At 64.8% G+C, this 23,237-nt stretch carries 15 protein-coding genes and 1 pseudogene; 12 read left to right on the top strand and 4 right to left on the bottom strand.

The annotated features are described in order from the left end of the window. Positions 1 to 7: 7 nt before the first annotated feature. Entirely contained in the window at positions 8 to 190 is a 183-nt protein-coding gene (locus ABIA96_RS13530; RefSeq protein ID WP_354137539.1) for a hypothetical protein, read from the bottom strand. Between the two features lie 170 nt (positions 191 to 360). Between ABIA96_RS13530 and ABIA96_RS13535 the strand changes: the two genes are divergently transcribed. Genes ABIA96_RS13535 through ABIA96_RS13545 form a run of 3 tightly spaced genes read left to right on the top strand, consistent with a single transcriptional unit; the run spans position 361 to position 4,258 of the window. Beyond that, positions 361 to 1,392, top strand: coding sequence for a TRAP transporter substrate-binding protein (locus ABIA96_RS13535; protein ID WP_354137540.1), 1,032 nt, complete (start codon positions 361 to 363; stop codon positions 1,390 to 1,392). A gap of 22 nt (positions 1,393 to 1,414) precedes the next feature. After that, a complete protein-coding gene (locus ABIA96_RS13540) occupies positions 1,415 to 3,268 on the top strand; it encodes a TRAP transporter large permease (RefSeq protein ID WP_354137541.1) in 1,854 nt (617 codons plus the stop codon). Positions 3,269 to 3,280: 12 nt separating this feature from the next. Next, positions 3,281 to 4,258: an NAD(P)-dependent oxidoreductase gene (locus tag ABIA96_RS13545; RefSeq protein ID WP_354137542.1), complete on the top strand. Its 978-nt coding sequence runs from the start codon at positions 3,281 to 3,283 to the stop codon at positions 4,256 to 4,258. Positions 4,259 to 4,264: 6 nt separating this feature from the next. On the opposite strand, the gene ABIA96_RS13550 is transcribed toward ABIA96_RS13545, so the two are convergent. Continuing rightward, on the bottom strand, positions 4,265 to 5,431 hold the full coding sequence (locus tag ABIA96_RS13550; protein ID WP_354137543.1) for an ABC transporter substrate-binding protein: 1,167 nt from the start codon (positions 5,429 to 5,431) through the stop codon (positions 4,265 to 4,267). A 285-nt stretch (positions 5,432 to 5,716) separates the two neighbouring features. Between ABIA96_RS13550 and ABIA96_RS13555 the strand changes: the two are divergent. The 3 genes and pseudogenes from ABIA96_RS13555 to ABIA96_RS13565 all read left to right on the top strand — a co-directional run bounded on the left by ABIA96_RS13555 (position 5,717) and on the right by ABIA96_RS13565 (position 12,271). Next, positions 5,717 to 8,145, top strand: a pseudogene (locus ABIA96_RS13555) (bifunctional diguanylate cyclase/phosphodiesterase). 84 nt (positions 8,146 to 8,229) lie between these two features. Beyond that, positions 8,230 to 9,528: an MFS transporter gene (locus ABIA96_RS13560; protein ID WP_354137544.1), complete on the top strand. Its 1,299-nt coding sequence runs from the start codon at positions 8,230 to 8,232 to the stop codon at positions 9,526 to 9,528. Between the two features lie 157 nt (positions 9,529 to 9,685). Then, positions 9,686 to 12,271 carry an EAL domain-containing protein gene (locus ABIA96_RS13565; protein WP_354137545.1) on the top strand — a complete coding sequence of 862 codons (2,586 nt, stop codon included), beginning with the start codon at positions 9,686 to 9,688 and terminating at the stop codon, positions 12,269 to 12,271. Between the two features lie 81 nt (positions 12,272 to 12,352). Here the strand turns inward: ABIA96_RS13565 and ABIA96_RS13570 are convergent, their stop codons facing one another. Next, positions 12,353 to 12,802, bottom strand: coding sequence for an ester cyclase (locus ABIA96_RS13570; protein ID WP_354137683.1), 450 nt, complete (start codon positions 12,800 to 12,802; stop codon positions 12,353 to 12,355). A 270-nt stretch (positions 12,803 to 13,072) separates the two neighbouring features. On the opposite strand from ABIA96_RS13570, the gene ABIA96_RS13575 reads away from it, so the two are divergent. After that, a complete protein-coding gene (locus ABIA96_RS13575; protein WP_354137546.1) occupies positions 13,073 to 13,774 on the top strand; it encodes an alpha/beta fold hydrolase in 702 nt (233 codons plus the stop codon). Between the two features lie 88 nt (positions 13,775 to 13,862). Here the strand turns inward: ABIA96_RS13575 and ABIA96_RS13580 are convergent, their stop codons facing one another. Next, a complete protein-coding gene (locus tag ABIA96_RS13580; RefSeq protein ID WP_354137547.1) occupies positions 13,863 to 14,474 on the bottom strand; it encodes a TetR/AcrR family transcriptional regulator in 612 nt (203 codons plus the stop codon). Positions 14,475 to 14,602: 128 nt separating this feature from the next. On the opposite strand from ABIA96_RS13580, the gene ABIA96_RS13585 reads away from it, so the two are divergent. The 5 genes from ABIA96_RS13585 to ABIA96_RS13605 all read left to right on the top strand — a co-directional run bounded on the left by ABIA96_RS13585 (position 14,603) and on the right by ABIA96_RS13605 (position 23,237). Next, entirely contained in the window at positions 14,603 to 15,832 is a 1,230-nt protein-coding gene (locus ABIA96_RS13585) for a cytochrome P450 (RefSeq protein ID WP_354137548.1), read from the top strand. Between the two features lie 160 nt (positions 15,833 to 15,992). After that, on the top strand, positions 15,993 to 19,622 hold the full coding sequence (locus tag ABIA96_RS13590; RefSeq protein WP_354137549.1) for an AsmA family protein: 3,630 nt from the start codon (positions 15,993 to 15,995) through the stop codon (positions 19,620 to 19,622). 218 nt (positions 19,623 to 19,840) lie between these two features. Beyond that, positions 19,841 to 20,965, top strand: a complete 1,125-nt coding sequence (locus ABIA96_RS13595) for a DUF2336 domain-containing protein (RefSeq protein WP_354137550.1) — start codon at positions 19,841 to 19,843, stop codon at positions 20,963 to 20,965. A 25-nt stretch (positions 20,966 to 20,990) separates the two neighbouring features. Further along, positions 20,991 to 21,236: a hypothetical protein gene (locus tag ABIA96_RS13600; RefSeq protein WP_354137551.1), complete on the top strand. Its 246-nt coding sequence runs from the start codon at positions 20,991 to 20,993 to the stop codon at positions 21,234 to 21,236. Positions 21,237 to 21,557: 321 nt separating this feature from the next. After that, positions 21,558 to 23,237 (top strand): di-heme-cytochrome C peroxidase, encoded by a 1,680-nt coding sequence (locus tag ABIA96_RS13605; RefSeq protein WP_354137552.1) that lies wholly within the window; start codon positions 21,558 to 21,560, stop codon positions 23,235 to 23,237.

The following is a 23,237-nucleotide window of genomic DNA, read 5'->3' on the forward strand; positions in this document are numbered from 1 at the left end:
CATCGCATCATCGAAACGCGAGAGCTGCGGGATCACGGTCCCGCAGCTTTTCGTTGTGCACCAGCGCGCGCGACGCGGTCTGAAGCCCCATTAATCTGCGTTCGGCATTGATCCATACCTGAATTGGATCGATCTGCGTCAATCTTGCATAGTGCATCGTTCGGTCGCGATGCGGCATGACCGAAAACATCGGCAAATCCAGGCGTTCCGCTGCAGTCTCTGCCGCGCGCCCGCGTCTCTTCCCATAGCAGCTGCGCCGGTGGCAACCCTTGCCTGCCCCGTCGCTTTGGCCATACAGTCCGCGCAACAGGCGGTGGCTACGACCGCGGCCGCGAACAAAAAATATTGGGGAGAGACACCATGACTATCGTGCCCGTCAGCCGTCGCACGTTCATCAAGTCGTCGACGGCAGTGACCGCCGGCCTCGTGCTCTCTCCCGCGATCATCGGCCGCGCCGAAGCCGCGACGCTGAAGCTGAAATGCTCCTCCTCACTGCCGAACGATCCCAAATTCGCCAACGGCCGCGTCTACTACGACAACCTCGTCAAGAATTTGAAGGGCAACGGGCTCGGTGACCAGGTTGAGGTTGCCTTCTTTCCGGACAATCAGCTTGGTCAGGAAATCGACGTCATCAATTCGGTGAAGCTCGGCGTCATCGACCTCATGGTATCGGGTTCGTCGATCTCGGCCAATCTGGTGCCGCTGGTCGGCACCTATGACCTCGGCTTTCTGTTCTCGAGCTTCCCGCAGCAGACCAAGGCGTTCGACGCCGGTGCCGCCAAGCCGATCGAGGATGCGCTGCTCAAGGGCAGCAACATCCGCATCATCGCATGGGCCTATAATTTCGGCTCGCGCAGCGTGTTCGCCAAGAAGCCGGTGAAGACGCCGGAGGATCTCGCCGGCCTCAAGATCCGCACACTGCCAAATCCCGTCATCACGGAATGCCTGCGGCTGATGGGGGCCGCCGCCACGCCGTTGGCGTTCGGCGAAATCTACACGGCGTTGCAGGCGGGCGTGCTCGATGGCCTGGAGCACGATCCGCCGACGATCCTCGCCAGCAAGTTCTTCGAAACGGCAAAATTCTACGCGCTGACGCAGCACAATTTCTCGCCGCTCGCGATCTACTTCAGCGACATGACCTTCAACCGCATGGATCCGAAGCTGCGCGAGGGTTTTCTCGATGCCGCAAAGAAGGCCGCGGCCGACACGCGCACCCATGGACTTGCGGTCGAGAAGGAGGCTCTGGCGGCCCTGACCGAGAAGGGCGTGACCGTGGCCGAATGCGACCGCGAGGCGTTCAAGAAGCGCGTGGCGCCGCAGATCGAGAACTTCATCAAAGCGCGTCCGGAGTCCAAGGCGGTCATCGACATCATTCGTTCGACTCAAGCCTGAGATGGCCAAATCCGAGTTGGCAATGTCAGGCGCCGTGCCGCTCTCGGGCGGTCGACACGGGAGCATTGCATTGCTGCTCCGTTGCAGCGACGCGATCGCGGCCATCCTTCTGGCCGCCGATCTCGTGGTCGTCTGCGGATCCGTGCTGCTGCGTTTCTGCTTCAACGCGCCGGTCGAATGGTCGGATGACGTCGCGCGCGGATTGATGGTCGGATCGGCTTTCTTCGGAGCGGCAAGCGCGCTTGCCCGCGGCGAGAATGTCGGCGTGTCCTTCTTCCGCGACCTGCTGACGCCGCGGCTGCGCACCCTGGTCGATGCCGCAAGCGCCGTGCTCGTCGTGCTGATCTCCGGCTACGTCGCCTACAACGCCATCAAGCTCGGATCATTGACGGCGGGGCAGACCACCGGCTCCGGGCTGCCGCTGGAATTGACGTTCTACCCGATGGGCGTCGGCGCTCTGTTCATGACGGTCTTTGCGATCGACCAACTCTGCGCCAGGCCGCTTCCCGACATCGTCAGAGGACTCGTTGCGGTCGTCGTTGTCACCGGCCTCTATCTCGCCTGGGATTATCTGTCGCCGTCGTCGGTGCCGTCGGCGGGCGTGCTGATGCTGATCGGCTTCTTTGCCACGCTGTTCGGCGGCTTGCCGATCGGTTTCGCGCTGGCGCTGGCCGCGCTGATCTTCATCTGGGTCGAGGGCGCGCTGCCCGGCGTCATCTTCGCCCAGCAGATGGCGCGCGGCATCGACAATTTCGTGCTGCTTGCGATCCCGTTTTTCATCCTCGTCGGCTACCTCATGGAAGCCAACGGCATGTCGGTGCGCCTGATCGAACTGCTGCAGCGCGCGGTCGGACGCATGCGCGGCGGCCTGAACGTCGTGATGGTGGCGTCGATGGTGCTGTTCTCCGGCATCTCGGGCTCGAAGATGGCCGACGTCGCGGCCGTGGGCTCCGTGCTGATTCCGGCGGCGCGGCGTTCGAAGCAGAACCCGGGCAGCGCGGTGGCGCTGCTCGCGGCGTCCGCGGTGATGGCGGAAACCATTCCGCCCTGCATCAACCTGATCATTCTGGGCTTTGTCGCGAACCTGTCGATCGGTGGCCTGTTCATGGCAGGGCTGCTGCCGGCGGCACTGATGGCGGCGGTCCTGATCGCCTTCTCCATCATCTTCGGCAAGCCGCCGGCGGACGCCGAGGAGGTCGAGCCGCAGATGCCGGTGTCGGGCCTGTGGAGCGGCGCGATCGCCTCGTTCGGCCTGATCTTCATGATCTTCTTCGGATTCAAGAGCGGCTTCGCCACGGCCACGGAGATATCCGCCTTCGCGGTCGCCTATGCGCTCGTGGTCGGAAGCGCGGTGTTCCGCGAGCTCAGCTTCAGATCGGCGACGCATAGTTTCGTCCAGGCGGCGACGCGCGCGGGGCTGGTGCTGTTCATCGTTGCCGCCGCGCAGTCGCTGGCGTTCACGCTGACCTTACAGCAAGTGCCGCATGCGGTCGGTGACTTCATGCTGGGGCTGTCCAAAACGAGCGGCACCTGGCTGTTCATGCTGCTCGCAATCGGCGTGCTGATCGTGATGGGCTCGGTGCTGGAAGGCGCGGCCGCGCTCATCATCTTTGGGCCGCTGCTGTTGCCGGTCGCGGTGCAGCTCGGGATCGATCCCTTGCACTTCGGCGTGGTGCTGGTGATCGCGATGGGCGTCGGGCTGTTCGCGCCGCCGCTCGGGCTTGGGCTCTACGGTGCATGTTTGATCGGCAATGTGCCGATCGAGCAGACGGTCAAGCCGATCCTTGGCTATCTCGGCCTGTTGTTCCTCTGCCTGCTCGTCATCGCCTTCGTGCCATGGTTGAGCACCGCCCTGCCGCGCGCGTTCGGCTACTAAGGGAGCCTCGTCGTGAAAGTCCTGCTGGCCCACACGCCGGAGATGCGCCGCAATTATTACGGCGATCGCAGCCTGAACGGCCTGCGCGCGATTGCTGACGTGATCCTGCACGAGGGGGATCAGGCGCTCGATTCTACGGGCCTCGTGAATGCCGCGAAGGATGCCGACATCATCGTCGCCGATCGCATGACCGAAGGCCGCGGCGAGATATTTGCGCAGCTGCCGCGCCTGCGTGCGTTCGTCCGCTGCGCCGTCGACATCCGTAATGTCGAGGTGGATGCCGCTTCGGAAGCGGGCGTGCTCGTGACCCGCGCCGGCCCCGGCTTCGTGCAGGCCGTCGCCGAGCTCGCTATCGGCTACATGGTCGACCTGTCGCGCGGCGTGTCGCGCGCCACAGCGGACTACCAGGCCGGCCGCAAGCCGGAGGCGCGGATGGGCCGTCAGCTCGCCGGCAGCACGATCGGCATCATCGGCTATGGCAGCATCGGTCGGTACCTCGCCGAGATCGCCAAGGTGATGCGCATGGAGGTGCTGGTCTCCGATCCCTTCGCGACCGTCAACGACCATGCGATCAAACAGGTCGGCCTCGACGAGCTCCTGGCGTCCTCCGACCATGTCGTCTGCCTCGCAATCGCCAACGAGCAGACCGAGAAGCTGATCGGGGAGGCGGCGCTGGCGCGCATGCAGAAGCATGCCGTCTTCATCAATCTCTCGCGCGGCAATCTCGTCGACGAGGCCGCGCTCGCGAAGGCACTGCTTGAGAACCGCATCGCTGGTGCCGCGATGGATGTCGGCCGCGCGCCCGACCAGATGCCGACGCCGGAGCTGGCGAAACTTGCCAACGTCGTCGCCACGCCTCATGTCGGCGGCCTGACGCCGCAGGCGATCGAATATCAGTCGCTGGAAACGGTGCGGCAGGTCGACGCCATCATCAAGGGCGAGGCCCCGCACGGCGCCGTCAACGCCGACCGCTGGACGCGGCGTCCGTGAGTTGGCCTACAGCCGATCGACGGGCTTGAACGTTCCGTCCTTCTGGATCACCGTCAGAAACACCTTTGGCGGCGTCTCGACAGCGCGGACGCCGACGGTGACGAGGCTGCCGCTGATGTCGAAGCGGCCGATATCGCTGATCGCACGCAGCAAGCTCGCGCGTGTCGGGTTTGGTCCGGCGTTTTCCAGCGCGGCCGCGGCGAGGCGTCCGGAGAGATAGCCTTCGAGCGACACGAAGTCCGGTTCCAGTGTCGGGTCGAACGCCTTCTGTGCCGCCTGGTAATCGGCGACGAGCTTGATCGAACGATCCCAGGGAAACGGCACGACCTGCGCGACCACGACGCCGTCGCCGTCGGAGCCGAGCTCCTTGGCGAGAGCGGTGGCGCCGACGAAGGAGATGTTGACGAAGGTCGGGTAAAAGCCGCTGCGATGCGCGAGCTTGATGAATTCGGCGCTCGGACCGTAAGTGCCGACCATGACGATCGCCTCGGGCTCCGCGCGCTTGATCGTACGCCAGGCCGCGCCGACCGCGCGGGTGTTGCGCTCGAAGGTGCCTTCAGTGGCGAGTTCGAGACCGCGTTTGGCGAGCGCGTTCTTCACGCCGGCGAGACCGTCATGGCCGAAGGAATCGTCCTGATAGAAGATGCCGATCCGAGTGAAGTGGCGATCCTCGGTGAGATGCTTGATGAGGGTCTCCGTCTCCGCGCCGTAGCTCGGGCGAATGTTTACGACATTCGTCAGTTCGAGGTCGCGCAGGAGTTCGGCGCCGCTGACCGGTCCGATGAAGGGCACATCGCGGGGGCTCGTGATCGGGATGGTCGCCATTGCGGTCGCGGTGCCGACTGCACCTATCAGCGCGAACACCTTGTCGTCTTCGATCAGCCGCAGCGTCTGCACCACCGAACGATCAGGATCGTAGCCGTCATCGCGGCTGAGGAGCTGCAGCTTGCGGCCGTGAATGCCGCCTTTGGCGTTGATCTCGTTGAACGCCGCGACGATGCCATGCCGCATGCTCTGCCCGAGCATGGAGGAGGGACCTTCGAGCGCGGCGGCCTGGCCGAACAGGATTGCGTCCTCGCTGACGCCGACCTCGTCGGCTTTTGCCGTCAGCGTCGCTGCTGCCAGCAACGCGGCCCCAAGCGCGATGCATGTCGCTGCGCGCGATCGTTTCATGAGAGAGCCCGTCGGATGAAGGAAAGGTTGCGGCAACGATAAGCCCGCAGGCTGAACAGGGCGCTAACCGGCGCGGTGAGAGCGATCCGTAGGACTCCGGGGATGTCCGGCAATTGGCGGCCACATTCCGGGAATGCAAAAGGTCAATCGTTAACTACACCTCGCAGTGCGAGGCGGGTCGGTTCCAATATTGTGCAGTTCTTAACCCCGGTCCTTGTCCGATAGTCTCTACGGTGGCTCAACCCTAAGTTCGGCCACGGCGCCGAGGGGACGTGCGGAATCAAGATGGGCGATCGCGATCAGAATGATCAGGATCGAAGGCGTGTGACTGGACGATGGCGCATTGCGCCGCGGCTCGGCCTGTATCGTCCTGCGCTGGTCGCGGCTGCCGTCGGCCTGCTGTTCTCGATCGCGGGCGCCGCTGCGGTGGCGCGCTGGGAAGACCGCGTCAACAAGCTCGAGTTCGAGAACGCGGCCGAGACGCAGTCCATCGTCATGCAGAACGGCATGAACGAATACATCAGCCGGCTCGTGGCGCTGCGAACTCTGTTCGAATCCTCCAACGAGGGCGTCACCCGCAGCGAGTTCGAGACCTTCAGCGGCCGGCTGTTCGAACGCTATCCCGGCTTGCTGCGCATCGGCTGGCTGCCGCGGATCACCCGCAAGGAGCGCGCGGAATACGAGGCCGCGGCGATTGCCGACGGCGTGTCCAGCTATCGCATCAAGGCGCACGAAGGCAACGGCTTCGTTACCGCGCCGCAGGGTGAGGAATATTACCCCGTCTTCTACTCGACCCAGTCGAAGACATCGCGTGTCTATGGCATCGACTATATGAGCGTGCCGGAGCGCAAGGTGGCGCTCCAACGCGCGCGCGACAATGACCAGATCGCGGCGATCCGCACCGAGCTCTATGCCCGAAATACCGCGGGCCAGCTGCCGAACGTGCTCGTGGTTGTCCCCGTCTACGCCAAGGGCACCTCGCGTGACACCGTCGCCGACCGCCGCCGCAACATCTCGGGCTTCGTTGTCGGCGTGTTTGACCTGCCCCTGCTGATGCAGGCCATCCGCGTCAGGACCGGGGCGAGCCCCGCGGTCAGCGTGAATATCTATCAGCCCTTCAGCGCGCGCATCGTCAGCCTGGAGGGCATGCTGTCCGATTACGCCTCCGCAGCCGCCGCGCCGCAATCGATGCGCGATGTCGCGCAAGGCCGGCACTGGTCGGGCGGTCTCAGGATCGGCGACACCGATTGGCAGGTGCGAGCGGTTCCGACCGCCGGCGGCCCGCTGGAGACGTCTTACGATCGCGCGGGCGCCGTTCTGATCGTCGGCATGCTGCTGACGCTGTCGCTGTCGGCCTATCTGACGCTCGCGAGCCGCAACTCGCGGCGGCTGTCACTCGCCAACCGGCGCGTGCTCGAGCTTGCGCAGACCGACGCCCTGACCGGATTGCCGAACCGTGCCTTCTTCCTTGCCCGGCTCGACGAGCTCAACAGCCAGCTCAAGGACGGCGGCCCGACCTTCTCGATCCTGATGCTCGATCTCGACCGCTTCAAGAACGTCAACGATTCCCTCGGTCACGGCGCCGGTGACGCGCTGTTGCGGCTGGTGGCGCAGCGGCTGAAATCCGCGGTGCGCGCCACCGACGTGCTGGCGCGGCTCGGCGGCGACGAGTTCGCCATCCTCCAAGAGGACTGCGAGGACCAGCGCGCCGCTTCGACCGAGCTCGCGGCTCGGATCGCCAAGCTTGTGGCCGAGCCGTTCCTGCTGCCCGGACATCGCGTCGAGATCGGCACCAGCATCGGCATTGCGATCGCGCCGGATCACGGCAGCGACCAGGAGGAGTTGCTGAAGAAGGCCGACCTGGCGCTCTACCGCTCCAAATCGGCGGGCCGCAACTGCTTCACCATCTACGATGAGGCGATGCGGCCGAGCTCGAGGCGCGCAACACGCTGGAAGGCGATCTGCGCGACGCCATCGCGCGCTGCCAGCTGGAGGTGCACTACCAACCGTTCATGGATGCCAACACCGGCGCGCGGCGCGGTTTCGAGGCGCTGGTGCGCTGGAGGCATCCGGCCCGCGGGCTGATTCCACCGGATCAGTTCATCGCGCTCGCCGAAGAGACCGGGCTGATCGTGCCGCTCGGCGAATTCGTGCTGCGTCGCGCCTGCGCGGACGCGGCAAACTGGCCGTCCGATCTGATGGTCGCGGTGAACCTGTCGCCGATCCAGTTCAAGGAAGCCGATCTGTTCGACGTCATCTGCGCGGCCTTGCGGGATTCCGGCCTGTCGCCGCAGCGGCTCGAGATCGAGATCACCGAATCCGTCCTGCTGGAGCGCGGCACCGAGAACCACGCTTTCATGGAGCGGCTCAAACACCTCGGCATCGAGCTCGCGCTCGACGATTTCGGCACCGGCTATTCCTCGCTCAGCTATCTCACCGCGTTTCCGTTCGACAAGATCAAGATCGACAAATCGTTCATCCGCAACCTCTCGCACCAGCCGCGCTCATCCGCCATCATCTCCTCGATCGTGACGCTGGCGCGCGGGCTCGACATGTCGGTCACCGCCGAGGGCGTCGAGACGGCCGAGGAGTTCGAGCGCCTGAAGGCACTCGGCGTCAATTTTACGCAAGGCTATCTGTTCGGCCGCCCGCTGCCGATCGATCAGATCGAGCTCGACGTGCCCACCGAGCGTTCGCAGCGCAACGCTGCGTGAGCGGGCTGCCCAAATTCGCGAAAACCGCTTGACCCGAGCATTCCCAGATGGTCCGAAGGACCGTTCAGGGATGAAATACAGAAAATGCGGCTTCCGTTCTTCTACGGCTGGGTCGTGGTCGCGGTGACGTTTGTCACCATGGCCATCGGCGTCAACGCGCGCACCGCCTTTTCATTGTTCTATCCGCCCATTCTCTCCGAATTCGGCTGGGAGCGTGGCGTCACCGCGGGGGCCTTCTCCTTCGGCTTCGTCGCGTCGGCCGTAGCCAGCCCGTTGATCGGACGGCTGATGGATCGCGCGGGCCCACGCGCCGTGATGGAGCTCGGCGTGTTGCTGATGGCCGGCGGGCTGCTGCTCGCGCCGCTCACCAGCCAACCCTGGCACCTCTATCTGACGATCGGGGTGATGGTCGGCGCCGGTTCGGTGTGCCTCGGCTATTCCGGCCAGTCGCTGTTCCTGCCAAACTGGTTCATCCGCAAGCGCGGCTTTGCCATCGGCATTGCCTTTGCCGGCGTCGGCGTCGGTTCGGTGACGCTGCTGCCATGGGTGCAGCACATGATCGAGCAGACCGGCTGGCGCACCGCCTGCACCGCGATGGGTCTGATGATCCTGATCGTGCTGGCGCCGATCAATCTGCTTCTGCATAAGCGCCCCGAAGATATCGGCCTTCAGCCGGACGGCGACGCGGCGCCGGCCGCGGGCACCGCAAAGCCGGTCTCCAACATCGTCGATCCCGTCTGGGCCGCCACCGACTGGACGCTGCGGCGGGCGATTGCGACCGCGCGCTTCTGGTGGATCGCGTTCGGCTATTTTTGCGGCCTGTACATCTGGTACGCGGTGCAGGTGCACCAAACGAAGTTCCTGCTCGACATCGGCTTCAGCCCGAACGTTGCGGTATGGGCGCTCGGCGCCGTCAGCCTGCTCGGCATCCCCGGCCAGATTTTCCTCGGTCATATCTCCGACCGGATCGGGCGGGAATGGGTATGGGCGATCAGTTGCGCCGGCTTTGCGATCTGCTTCGCGGCACTGATGGCGCTGAAGTTCCAGCCCTCGTTCTGGCTGGTCTGGCTGATGGTGTTCACGCAAGGTGCGCTCGGTTACGGCCTCACCTCGATCATGGGCGCAGTGGTGTTCGAGATATTCGCGGGTCGGCACCAGGGCAGCATCTTCGGCATGATCATGCTCGCGGCCTTGGCGGGCGGTGCGGCCGGCCCGTGGGTGACCGGCCTGCTCTACGATCGCGCGGGCGACTACACGCTGGCATTTGGCATTGCCATCATCGTCAGCGGCCTGTCGGCGCTGTCGGTCTGGCAGGCCTCGCCCGGCAAGGTGCGGGCCGTGGCCGGCCGGCTGCACAGGCTCGAAGACGGAACCGCAAAGTAGGTTCCGTCTGCAGCGGATTGCCTTTGCATCTTTCGCGGAATGTTAAGCATGTCGCGGCTTGGCGGGACGCGAGTCGGTTGCAAAAACGTCTTGGACACCATCGAAGCATTAGCTTTGGATCGATTGCCGCATCTTCCCGATGTCGCCGGATCCAACGATGTCTGTCTCGGACTGCCCAGTGACCGAAATGCCGGACGTGCTGCGCGCAGCGCTCGAATGCGCCGACGACGGCATCGTCATTGTCGATGGCGCGCATCGCATCACGCATTTTAACGCCGGCGCGGAGCGGATCTGGAAGCTCGCGCGCGCTGATATGCTCGGCCGCGATGCCGCAATTCTCACCCTCAAATGCCTTCAGGTCGATCCGGTCGCAGACTTTCGCGACGAGATCAGCCTGGTGCGGCGCGATGGCAGCCGGATCAGGGCGGCAATCGCGCTGTCGTCGGCGACCATTGACGGCGCGATCCATCACATCGTGTTCGCACGCGACGTCACCGCCGATGCCGAACGTCGCGTCAGGATCGGACTGCTCAACGCGGTTTCCGACCAGACCAATCGCGTGGTGATCATCACCGACGTCGAGCAGAACATCCGCTACGTCAATTCGTCCTTCACGACGCTGTTCGGCTACACCAGCGAGGAGGCCGAGGGACGGCGCGCGGCCGAGCTCATCGCCGGCTGCCATACCAACCGGACCGCGATTGCCAAGCTGGTCAAGCGGCTGCTCGACGGCGGTCGGCGTGGCGAGGTCGAGACGCTGGTTTACAACAAGGACGGCGAGGAGATCTGGGTCTGCGCCCGGGTGGACGCCTTCCGCGACAAGAAGGGCCGCGTCAAGCACATCTTCGCGCTGCTCGAGGACATCACCGAGTCCCGGCAGCTGCGCTCGCTCCAGCAGCTCATCATGAGCGCGCTCGCCGACGAGGTACCGATCACCGAGATCGCCGACCGGCTGTGCCGTCGTGTCGAGGCGATCGCGCCCGACGTCGTCTGCTCGCTGCTCCATATCGATTCCGCCGGCTTGATTCATCCGCTCGGCGGTCCCAGTCTGCCCGAGGATTATTCCCGCGCGCTGGACGGCATCGCCATCGGCCCCAATGTCGGCTCCTGCGGCACCGCGGCTTTCTACGGCGAGTCGGTGCTGGCTGAAGATCTCGATACCGATCCGCGCTGGCAGCCCTACAAGGCCATGCCGCTCGATGTCGGCTTGCGCGCCTGCTGGTCGACGCCGATCAAGGCCAAGGACGGCCGCGTCATCGCCACCTTCGCCTTCTATTTCCATGAGCCGCGCGCGCCCAGCAACTGGCACCGTCGCATCGTCGAGGCCTGCGTCAACCTCGGCGCCTTCGCGATCGAGCGCAAGGAGGCGCGCGCCGAGATCGCGCGGCTCGCCTACCACGACATCCTCACCGGGCTACCCAACCGCGCGCAATTGCGGCATCTGATCACCACCGCGATCGACGCCTGTCCGACCGGCGGCCATGTCGCGCTGGCTTTCCTCGACGTCGATCATTTCAAGGACGTCAACGACACGCTCGGCCACGCCGCGGGCGACGAGCTTCTGATCCGGCTGGCACAGCGCCTGCGTGAGCACATAGGACCAGAAGACATGCTGGGCCGGCTCGGCGGCGACGAGTTCGTCGTCCTGCTGCCGAATCGCAACGCCGAGAGTGCCGTGCGCGTGGCGGCCGGAATCACGGAGGCGCTGGCGGCACCCTTGCGGCTCGGATCGAAGCTGATGCCGATGTCGGCCAGCATCGGCATCAGCCTCTATCCCGACCACGCCACCGACATCGACACGCTAATGCAGCAGGCCGATGCGGCCATGTACATGGCCAAGCAGGCGGGCCGCTCGACCCATCGCATGTTCAGCGCCGAGATGAACGGACTTACCGAGCAGCGGCTGGCGATGATCGCAGCGCTTCGTCGCGCCGTCACGGAGGGTGCGCTGACGCTCAGCTATCAGCCGCAGATCCGCAGCAGCGACGGCGCCATCCACGGTGTCGAGGCGCTGGCGCGCTGGCATGATGCCACGCTTGGCGACGTCTCGCCGGCAAAATTCATTCCGCTCGCCGAAGAATGCGGCCTGATCGAGCAGATCGGCCTGTGGTCGGTCCGCGAGGCCTGCCGGCAGATGGCGAGCTGGCGCCGTGCCGGGCTCAACATCCCCAGCGTCTCGGTGAACCTGTCGCCGATCAATTTCCGCAACGTCGCGCTGGCCGCGCGGCTCAAGGACATCCTCGCCGAATATCAGCTGCCGCCGAATGTCTTGATGCTGGAGATCACCGAAGGCACCTTCATGCAGGACGGCGCGACTGCACTGGAGACGATGCATGCGATCCGCGCCCTCGGCATCGGCCTGTCAGTGGATGATTTCGGCACCGGCTATTCGAGCCTCAGCCGCCTCGCACATCTGCCGATCCGGGAGCTGAAGATCGACCGCAGTTTTATGCGCGATATCGAGAAAGACCTCGGCGCGCTTGCCATTGCCACCGCCGTCGTGCGCGTCGGCCAGGGTCTCGGCATGACCGTCGTCGCCGAAGGCGTCGAGACCGAAGGCCAGCGCAAGATGCTGGCCGAACTCGGCTGCGACGTCGTGCAAGGCTTCTTCTACGCGCCCGCGCTCGCGCCGATCGCCTTCGAGCGCTGGCTGATCGAGCATTGCGCCGAGCAGGCGCAGGCGATGCTCGGCCGGCTCGATGTCAAGCCGGCGGGTGCGGCCGCGGTGAAGCGCTCGGCGTAACGCGCGCACTCCGAAACGGGACCGGCGACCGCAAGGTCGCCGGCTTCTTCCTTGAGGTTTCCGCACAGGGCGACGTACGATTCACGCAGCGCGGATGAGGCCGAGCTGCTGCAAGGCCGTGACCCCATCGTCAAGACCGATTTCCTCGAGGATCTTTCCGTCCTTGAGTTTCAACACGGTCGTGCCGGTGAACTTCATCTTGCGGCCGGTGTTGGCCGGCAGCGATCCCGCCAGGAAATCACCGAACGCCTGCCCGGTATGCGTTCCTCCGCCTTCCCATCGGCCGACGACGTAGTCGCCTTCCGCGATCAGATCCGCCGCGCCCCAGAAGTTGAGATCGGGAAACGCTTTCCGAAAGTCCGTCATGAACGCCTTGATGTCCTCACGGCCACGCCGCGGTTCGTGGAGCGAATACTGCAGAAGCATGTCCGGCGCAGCGAGTTCATCGACAATTCCAAGGTCGCAGGTCTTGCCCCAGAAATTCGTGAACCACTGGCCAACGATGGCTTTGTTGTCTTCTTCAATCGGCATGATCACTTCTCCTGTTGTGTGCTTTGACGTCAGCCACGAGTGACCATGACGATGGCACCGCTCCCGGCCCACCCGATTCCCGACGACATCGGCCAGACGCGGGATGATCCGACAGGAGGAAGGGTCCAGTCCTGACGACAGGACGTTCAAGCTGGCGAAGTTCGACGGCGGGGCGCAACGTCCCTGATCTGACACCTTCAATCGTGCGATCAGGAAAGACGCAGCTGCCTGCCCGCCCATACTGCGCTCTTCAATTGCAAAGGAGTGCAAATGCCCGCGAAAGCCAAACCAACGATCGTTTTTTGTCACGGCATCTGGGCTGACGGTTCGTGTTTCAGCAAGGTCATTCCGGCATTGCAGGCCGATGGGCACGAGGTGATCGCCGTTCAATATGGTCTGGACTCCTACGAGGAGGATCTGGCGACGGTGAAGCGCACGCTCAATCGTGTCGGTAGCCCGGTCCTCCTCGTTGGTCATTCCTATGGCGGGGCCACCATTACGGGCGCGGGCATCGATGAGCGCGTGGTCGGCCTTGTCTACATCGCCGCGGTCGCGCCGGATGCCGGCGAAACCGTACAGGACCAGCTCGAGAAGTATCCGTCGGATATTTTCTCGCGCGTCGAGGTCGCGGATGGGCGGGCCTGGCTGCTTCCGAGCGGCACCGAGTTCTTCTGCGGCGACCTTTCCGCGGCGGACCAGAAGCTGGTGTGGGCGACGCATTATGCGCCCGTCGCCGATCTGTTCCAACAGCAGAAGCTCACCGCCGACAAGGTCGCGTGGAGGTCGAAGCCGAGCTGGTATATTCTGGCCAAGCAAGACCACACCGTGCATCCCGATCTGCAACGCTGGGTCTCCAAGCGCATGGGTGCTGTTGTCACTGAGGTCAACAGCAGCCACGTGCCGATGCTCTCGCAGCCCGACATCGTGATCGACGTGATCCGCAAGGCCGCGGCCGCCGTTCAAAAAGGCTGACCGCAACGAGCGATCTATCACGAATGCGCAGGGGAGGCCGTTCGCAAGACGGCCTCTTCTTTTAACGGCCTCTTCTTTTATTCATGAGCTAGTCCGACGCCAATCCTGTCCTGCGCCGCAAATCCGTGATCGCGCGCAGAAAGCTGTCGGCCGGCGTCGTCTCGGGGTCGATCAGCCGGTGCAGGCGAAAACCGTCCTCTAGGGCTAGCACGACGGAGGCCATCCAGGGCGGGTTCAGCGTGTCGCCCTTCGCGTTGTCCTTCAATGTCGCCTCCACGATGTCCGCGATCAGCTTGCGGCGCGCACGCAGCCGCTTGGCGAGCTCGGGCCGGCGCTTCTCGGCGCGCGCGACGAAGAGGATCATTTCCATGTGGAGGAGGGGCGATCGGCCAAGAGGATCCTGTCGCGTGCGATCCATGGCCTTCAGCGCCGCAATGAAGTCGTCGAGATTTTTGTGTTGCGCAAGGATTTCCATGTTGCGCCGGATCGATTGCTCGACATGATCCTCGATCATGGCGATGATCAACTCGTCCTTGCTCTCAAAGTTCGAATAGAACGCGCCGCGGGTGAAGCCGGCCTCCGCCGCGATCGCCTCGATGCTGGCGCTGCCGATACCGTCTTGCTCGAACACCCGCGCGGCCGCCTCGAACAGCTTGTCGCGCGTGTCGTCCCTGGTCGGCCTGGTTCTCACCCTTGACATCGGGCCAGTTTAGGGCAGAATGCAACTCGATACAACAATGTATCGAGTTGATAATGATAGGGATGGTTACGCCAGGCGTGGGGCAGCCTCGCGTATTCGTGTCATGCGGCAACCGAAGTGAGGTCACCATGAACGAGCAAGTGCAACCCGCAGGCGATCCGCTGTTCAATCCGCTGGCGCCGGACTTCATCCGCAATCCCTATCCGCATTACGACCGGCTGCGCACGATCGATCCGATCCACGTGACGCCGTTCGGCGAGTTCGTCGCCAGCCGTCATGCCGATGTCAGCCTCGTCATGCGCGACAAGCGCTTCGGCAAGGATTTTGTCGAGCGCACGACGCGCCGCTATGGCCCCGATATCCTGAAGGAGCCGGTGTTCCGCAGCATGGGCAACTGGATGCTGCAGGCCGATCCGCCCGATCACACTCGCCTGCGCGGCCTCGTCGTGAAGGCATTCACCGCCCGCCGCGTCGAGGACATGCGGCCGCGCATTCAGGAGGTCGTCGACCAGGCTATCGATGCGGTGATCGACCGCGGCCAGATGGACCTGATCGAGGATTTCGCCTTTCGCCTGCCAGTGACCATCATCTGCGACATGCTCGGCATTCCCGAGGACCATCGCGAGGTCTTCTACAAGAGCTCGCGCGACGGCGGGCGGCTGCTCGATCCGGTGCCGATGACGCCCGAGGAGATCGCGAAGGGCAACGCCGCGAACATGATGGCGCAGATGTACTTCCAGCAGCTGTTCGAATTGCGCCGCCGCAATCCCGCCGACGATCTCACCACCCAGCTGGTGCAGGCCGAGGAAGACGGCAACAAGCTCACCAATGAGGAGCTGACGGCCAACATCATCCTGCTGTTCGGCGCCGGCCACGAGACCACCGTCAATCTGATCGGCAACGGCCTCCTGGCGCTCCATCGCAATCCGGACCAGCTCGCCCTGCTGAAGGCGAGGCCGGACCTGATTACCAACGCGATCGAGGAGTTCTTGCGCTACGATTCGTCGGTGCAGATGACCGGCCGCGTCACGCTGGAGGAGATCGACGATCTCGGCGGCAAGAGGATCCCCAAGGGCGAGAGCGTGCTCTGCTTGCTTGGCTCGGCCAATCACGATCCGGCAGTCTATCCCGATCGGCCTGATAGGCTCGACATCACCCGCCCGAACGTCCGGCCACTGTCGTTCGGCGGCGGCATCCATTTCTGCCTGGGGGCCCAATTGGCCCGCATCGAGGCCGAGATCGCCATCGCGACGCTGCTGCGGCGGCTTCCTGACTTGCGCATCGACGACGTCGAAAACCCGGCATGGCGCCCGACCTTTGTGCTGCGGGGTCTGAAGGAGCTGCCGGCGAGCTGGTGAGGGCGCATCGGCGTTAACCTCCGTGCGCAACAGTCGCTGTGACTTCGCCACACTTCCCCCTATATAAGGGGCAGTTCCGGCGCGCCTGAAGCTTGGTTGTAGGCTTGGGTTTGAAAGGCTTGGGTTTGACCCGGGTGCCGGCTTGGCCGAGGGGAGACCCGTGCAGACGACGCTGCTCGGACTGGCGATTGCCTTTATTCTAGCGCTGCTGGCCGCGCTGATCGGGCCTTATTTCGTCGACTGGAACCAGTTCCGGCCCCAGTTCGAGGCGGAGGCGACCCGGATCATCGGCGTGCCCGTGCGCGTGGCGGGCGAGCTCGATGCGCGGTTGCTGCCGGCGCCGACGCTGCGGCTGCGCTCGGTCACCTTCGGGGGCAACAATGATCTCGGTCGCCTGCGCGCCGACAAGCTCGACGTCGAGTTCAGCCTGAGCTCGCTGATGCGCGGCGAGTGGCGCGCCACCGAGCTATCGGTCGGCGGCATGGCAGTGGATCTCGGCCTGGACGCCAGAGGCAAGGTCGACCTGCCGTCCACTGCGAGCGGCACCTTCAACCTGGCATCGCTCGCCATCGAGCGGCTGAACCTCACCGGCCGCATCGCGCTGCACGACGCCGCCAGCCGTTCGACGCTGGAGCTCAACGACATTGTCTTCTCCGGCGACGTGCGCTCGCTCGCGGGCGCGGTGCGGGGCGACGGCAATTTCACGGCCGCAGGCACGCGCTATCCGTTCCGCATCTCCTCCGGCCCGAGCGCCGATGGAAGCGCCACCCGTCTTCACCTCAACATCGATCCCGGTGAGCGCGCCATTCTGGCCGATCTCGAAGGCGTCCTTGCCTTCGACAACCGACTGCCGAAATTCGATGGCGCGCTGACCCTGGCCGTGCCGCCGCCGAAGAAGGGCGAGGCGGGACCGTCGCCCTGGAAGCTGATCGCAAAACTCAAGGCTGATCCGGCCGGCGCCAAGTTCGACCAGATCGACGCCAGCTTTGGCCAGGAAGATAGCGCGCTGAAGCTCGGTGGCGTCGGCGATCTCAGGTTTGGCGCCACGCCGCTGCTGCGCGCGGTGCTGTCGGCGCGGCAGGTCGATGCCGACAAGCTTGCCGGCCGGGACGATGCCGAGCCGCTGCGCATCCTGCCCACGCTGCGCGCGGGCCTTGCCGCGATCCCGCAGGCGCCGATCCCGGCGCAGATCGAGTTCAACTCCGACCAGATCATGCTGGGCGGCCGCCCGCTCCAGAACATCGCGGCCGAGCTGCAGACCGATGGCCGATCCTGGACCTTCCAGCGGCTCGAGCTGCGCGCGCCCGGCATGACCCAGCTCTCGCTCAATGGTGCCACGCCCGGCGCCGGCAGCTTTAGCGGCCGCCTCAGTGTCGAGTCGTCCGATCCCGATACACTGGTGGCCTGGCTCCAGGGCCGCAACGAGGTCAACCGGCGCAGCACACGGCCGCTGCGCCTTGCCGGCGACGTGACGATCGCCGCCAACCATCTCGCCATCGACAAATTGAAAGCCGATATCGAAGGTGGTGCGGTCGAGGGCCGCATTGCCTTCGTGCAGACAGGCGCCAGCAAAGGTTCGCGGATCGATGCCGACCTCAAGGCCGATCGTCTCGACCTCGATGCCGCTGCGAGTTTTGTCCGCGCGCTCGCGGGGCCGCAGGGCGAATGGCCGGAGGAGGCGAAACTCTCGCTCGACATCGGCCGCGCGATCTCGGCGGGACAGGAGATGCGGCCATTCGCGGCCAAGCTCGGCTACGGCCCGACGGAGCTGTCGCTGGAGCAGTTGCGGTTCGGCCAGTCCAGCGGCGTGACCACGGAGGCGAGCGGCAGTTTTGATCGCACCAAGGCCACGGGCAAGCTCGCGCTGAAATCCTCCGCCAATTCGCTGCGCGATCTCACGGCGTTGCTGGAGCCGATCGCACCAGCACTGCGCGCGCGCTTCGATGCCATCCCGGCGTTGCCCGGCGCGACGCGCCTGAAACTCGACCTCAGCCTCGACAAGAATGCCGAACACGCCGATCGCAGCGACGCGCGCGCCGTGCTCGACCTCGATACGCCCCAGCTCAAGGCCACCGCGACGCTCGCCGCGCAGGCGCCGGTGGCGGCCGTCAACAGCATCGACATCGAAAAATTGCGCAACAGCGATTTCACGCTGGAGACGAAACTGTCGACGCCGCAGGCCGGCGCGCTGACGGCGCTGCTCGGGCTCGATCGCATGGTCGCTGCAGGTGAGGGCGCCTCGCAGATCGAGGGCAGACTGAGCGGCACGTGGCGCCGGCCTTTGCAACTGAACGCAAAGCTCAGTGGCGGCGGGCTGGATGCGGATGCCCAGGGCAGCGTCGAATTGTCTGCGCCGGAACCGAAGGCCAGCTTCAATCTGCGCGTGCGCAACGCCAATTTGGCGCCGCTGTTCGGGACCAGTCCGACCGACAAATCAGCCCAGAATGTGAGCCTGTCCTCCCGGGTCAATCTGTCCGGCAATCGCCTGACCTTCGACGATCTCGACGGCACCGCATCCAGCTCGCATCTGCGCGGCCATCTCGCCATGACGCTCGATCAGGAGAAGAGCGTTGACGGCGAGGTCGGGCTCGACACGCTCGATCTGGCGCCCGCGCTCGCGCTTGCGATCGGCGCTGCCGGGCGTGACGCCGCTGACCCGCTGAGCGCAGGTCTCGTCAATGGTTGGCGCGGCCGGATCGCGTTCCAGGCGCTGCGCGGCAGCCTGCCGGGCGGAATCGAGTTGCGCCCGTTCAGCGGCACGATCAGGAGCGACGGCCAGTCGCTCGCGCTCGATGCGCTGAAGGGCGGTGTCGGTGGCGGAGAGATGACGGCGAGCCTCGATGCGCGTAACGGCGCCAACGGTCTGGCGCTGAACGCGCATCTCGATCTCACCAATGTCGATGCGGCCTCGCTGCGCTACCGCGATCTCGCGCTGCCCAAGGGGCGCGCTTCGATGCAAATGACGCTGACGACCCAGGGCCGCAGCGTTTCGGCCCTGACCGGCGCGCTCGCCGGCAATGGCACGGTGACGCTGAACGCAGCCGAGATCAGTGGGCTCAATCCGCGCGCCTTCGAGATCGCCATCCGCGCCAGCGACGGCGGGCAGGTGAGCGACGACAACCGATTACGGCAACTGGTAGAGCCCGCATTGTCCGCGGGGCCGATCGCTGTGGCCTCGGCGCAGATCGCGTTCACGATCCGCGACGGCCGCCTGCGTGTCGGCGCAACCCCGCTCGAGGCGAAGAACGCGCGTGCCATCGTCTCCGGCGGCTACGACATTCCCGCCGACCAGGCCGACATCCGCGCCAGCCTGACGCCGATCATGACCGGCCTCTCCGGTGCGCCGCCGGAGATCCAGTTGTTTGCGGCAGGTCCGCCCGACAGGCTCAGCCGCACCGTCGATCTCACGCCGCTGTCGTCCTGGCTTGCGGTGCGTACGATCGACCGCGAAACGCGCCGGCTGGATGCCATCGAGCGCGGCGAGCCGCCGCCGGCGACCGCTGCTCTGCCGACACTCGTCTCGCCCGAGCCCGCGCCGGAGCCGGCACTGACCGAGGTGCCGATGCCCGGTCGTGATCCGCGTCGCGCGCCGCCGAAGCCGAGGGTTGAGCCCAGGGCTGCACCGACGCCGAAGGCGCCGCTTGCCGCCCCGGCCGTGCCAAGCCCGCCGCTGGCAAGCCAGCAGATCGCGCCCCTGCCGCCACCGATCGACGTGCGGCCGGCCCCGGGCCCTCCGCCCGCAAAGCCCCGGCCGAAACCGCCGCTGGTCCTGACGCCGTCGAATCCGTAGACGACCGAGGACGCATCAGTGCCTCCAGCGCACGCATTGCGCAAAGGTAAACACATTCGCTCGCATTTGAATGAATTTTGCTCGGCAAAACTGAGCTGCCGATTTTACTGGATTTGCGCGTTTGTTCCCTAGGCTCTGGTTCTGAGGAATTCGGCATCCTGCCTGCACGAGCAGGATTGCTGTCAAGAATCTGAATACCAAGAATTGGGGTTATCGAGATGAACGGGGCACCATCGCTTCTGCAGGATCTGGACGACGCGATCGCGCGCGGCACCGACGAAAGCCGGGCGAAGGCGTTGTGGCATGCGACCGATTTGTTGATCACCGGCCGCTACGTCGACGACGAGATCAGCATGTTCGGCGAGGTCATTGGGCGGCTTGCCGACGAGATCGAGGTCGCGGCGCGGGCGCAGCTCTCCGACTTGATGGCGGGGTGCGATCATGCTCCGCTCAACGTCATCGAGAAGCTCGCTTTGGACGACGAGATCGAGGTCGCAGGTCCCGTGCTGCGCGGCTCGACCCGGATCGACGAGAAGGTGCTGGTCGAGAGCGCCATGACCAAAGGCCAGGCGCATCTGCTCGCGATCTCCCAGCGCGGGGCGATCGGCGAGGCCGTGACCGACGTGCTCGTCAAGCGTGGTAACCAGGAGGTTGTCACCTCGGTCGCCAGGAACGAGGGCGCGCGCTTCTCCGGCTCGGGCCTGCTGCACATGGTCCGCCGCGCCGAGGGAGATTCGATTCTTGCTGAACAACTCGGCCTGCGCAAGGACGTGCCGCGCCACATCTTCCAGCAGCTCATCTCCAAGGCGTCGGAAGACGTTCGCCGCCGGCTCGAGACCGAACGCCCAGAGATGATGTCGCAGATCCAGAGCTCGGTGACCGAAGTCACCGGCGATTTGCAGTCGAAGTTCGGCCCGTCCTCGCGCAGCTATTTCGTCGCCAAGCGCGTGGTCACGACGCAATACCGGCAGGGCAATCTCAACCAGGTCTCGATCTCGAACTATGCGCGCCAGCATCGCTTCGACGAGGTGCAGATCGGCCTCTCGTTGCTGTCGTCGCTGCCGGTCGACGTGATCGAGCGTGCGCTGATGGATCGCAACCGCGAGATGATCCTGGTGCTGTGCAAGGCGCTCGACTTCTCCTGGGACACGACGATGTCGCTGTTGTTCCTCGGGGCCAAGGACCATCTGATCACGGCGCGCGAGCTTCACGACAACGAGCGCGACTTCGGTCGGCTCAAGATCGAAACGTCACGCAGCATTCTGAAATTCTACCAGTCGCGCAAGAACAGCGCCGGCACCGATCCCGCGACGGGTCGTCAGCCCGAGCTCCAGGTTCACTGAGCGGGAAATCGAGGGAGTATTTGCAATGTTGCCTCAATTCGGCACCGCAGTTCGCAAGAACAAGAGCCTCAACAACAACCTCACCGCCGATACGGGCGGAGCGGCTCCCGAGAAGGCCACGGTCGACGCCGCATGGCTTGTGCTGGAAGCCGCCAACGATCTCGGCGACCACGCAGCGATCGAAGCCTGCCGCCGCGTCATCGATGCCGAGCTGAACGGCACGGTTGCCGGCAGCGCGGATACCGATCTCGTGCTGGGTTACTTCCGGTAACGAACGTAAAGTCTGATCGGGCCATCCCTACCTTTGCGCTTGTATCCGACATGATGTAGCCTCCACTTGCCGGCGCCGACAGTGCGGCTGCGGGCAATGGGGGTTCGGAGCGGTCGCTATGGGGCGGCGTGTCTTCCTTTCTGATGGTTCGGCACGAGCGCACGCGCTCGCCGTGCATTGTCATTGTCATTTGCAGGAAAATTTCTGGAAGGCCTCCGGTGCCGCGCGCAGCGCCATCGGTGGCGGACGATTGCTGATTGCGATGTAGCGACGGCATTCACGCCGTCATGATTGAGAGCTTCACCCTGATTGGAGCCGATGATGAAATTTGATGTGCGCGTACCATTGATTGCCTTCGTATCCCTTCTTGCCGCTTTCAAGGCCGCATCGGCTGAAGACAAGCCCGCGTCGGCTAGTCCCGTCCATCTGCAACAGGGCTGGAGCGACGAGACCGCGGATCGCTGGCATTTCATCTCGCAGGGAACGGCGCTGATCCCCTATGAATGGTTCGTCGCGCTGGAGCAGCCGGGGCAGCAACCGGGACAGACCGCGTTGATCAAGGCACCCGAGAATTTGCAGCGTCTGGGTTTCCTCCCCGAACCCGTCAGCCCGACCAACAATCCGGACGGACTTGCGATCGGACTTTACAGCACTCCGGTCGACCTTCCCGACGGCAGGCACGCGTGCTGGAAAGGCAACTGGCTTGGGCTCGGCTGCGCCGGCTGTCACACCGGGCAAGTCAGCTATCGCGGCCAGCAGATCCGCATCGAGGGCGGTCCTTCCCACATCGATATCGACGCGTTCGTCGGACAGCTGGTCGGGTCCATCACCGCGGTTCTCCAGAATCAGGACGGGGCCGCACAGCGCTTCTTGGCGCGGGTGAAAGCGCCGCCGGCCGACGTGCAGAGCGGCTTGCAATGTTTCGGTGGCGTGTTGCAGGCGGCCGCGAAGTTCAACCAGGCCGTCGGTGGAAACTCCGGCGATACGGCGGGCGGGGCGGGCAGGCTGGACGCGCACGGGGCCGGCTTGAACCAGCTGCTGGCGGGGCCGTTCCGGCTGATGACCGACCCGTCGGACATCGGCGAGACCAGGAATTATGCGCACCTGACCGCGCCGGTGCGATACCCGGCGCTGTGGGACACGCCGCGCTTCAGCTGGGTGCTGTACAACGCCTCGATCCGCCAGCCGCTGACGCGCAACATCGTCGAGGCGCTGGGCGTGCTCGCGCCGATCAAGCATGACGCGACGATGATCACCCCCGACGTGGTGCATGGGGTCCAGATGGAGAATGTCGTCTGGGGTCAGCGAAAGCTGATGGATCTGCGCTCTCCGCGCTGGCCGGAAGCCATACTCGGCAGACTTGACCAGAAGCGGGCGCTGCGCGGCCAGCTCGTCTATGCCAATGCGTGCGCGGATTGCCACGAAGCCGCGCCTGTCGATGCGGCTTCCGGGGCCTGCAGCGAGATCCAGATCCCGCTGGTCGATCTCCGCAAGATCGGCACCGATCCCGAGCAGGCGATGACGTTCAACAGCCGCAGAATCGCGCTGTCGAAGATCGGCGGCCCGGATGCGATGTCCAACTACAAGGCCGCCGAGGTTCTCACCGGAAACATCGCCGCGCAGTGGATCGGCCGGTCCAAGGACAACGCAGCCAGTGCCGCTGAGATCAATTGCGGCCGTCCAAACCAGTACAGAGCGCCGCTCGCCTACCGGGCAAGGCCGCTCAACGGCATCTGGGCGATGGCGCCCTATCTGCACAACGGCTCGGTGCCGTCGCTGAACGATCTCCTGCTGCCGCCGGGGCAGCGGCCGAAAACCTTCTATGTCGGCAATTGGGAGTTCAATCCGGAGATCGTCGGATACGACATGAAGGCGCAGGCGCCGGGCGCGTTCCTGTTCGATACGACCATCCGCGGCAACTCGAATGCCGGGCACGTTTACGGAACTGATTTGACCGAGGACGATCGCAAGGCACTGATCGAATATCTCAAGACGCTCTGA

It is taken from the genome of Bradyrhizobium sp. LB11.1 (assembly GCF_040549385.1).
GTDB lineage: Bacteria > Pseudomonadota > Alphaproteobacteria > Rhizobiales > Xanthobacteraceae > Bradyrhizobium.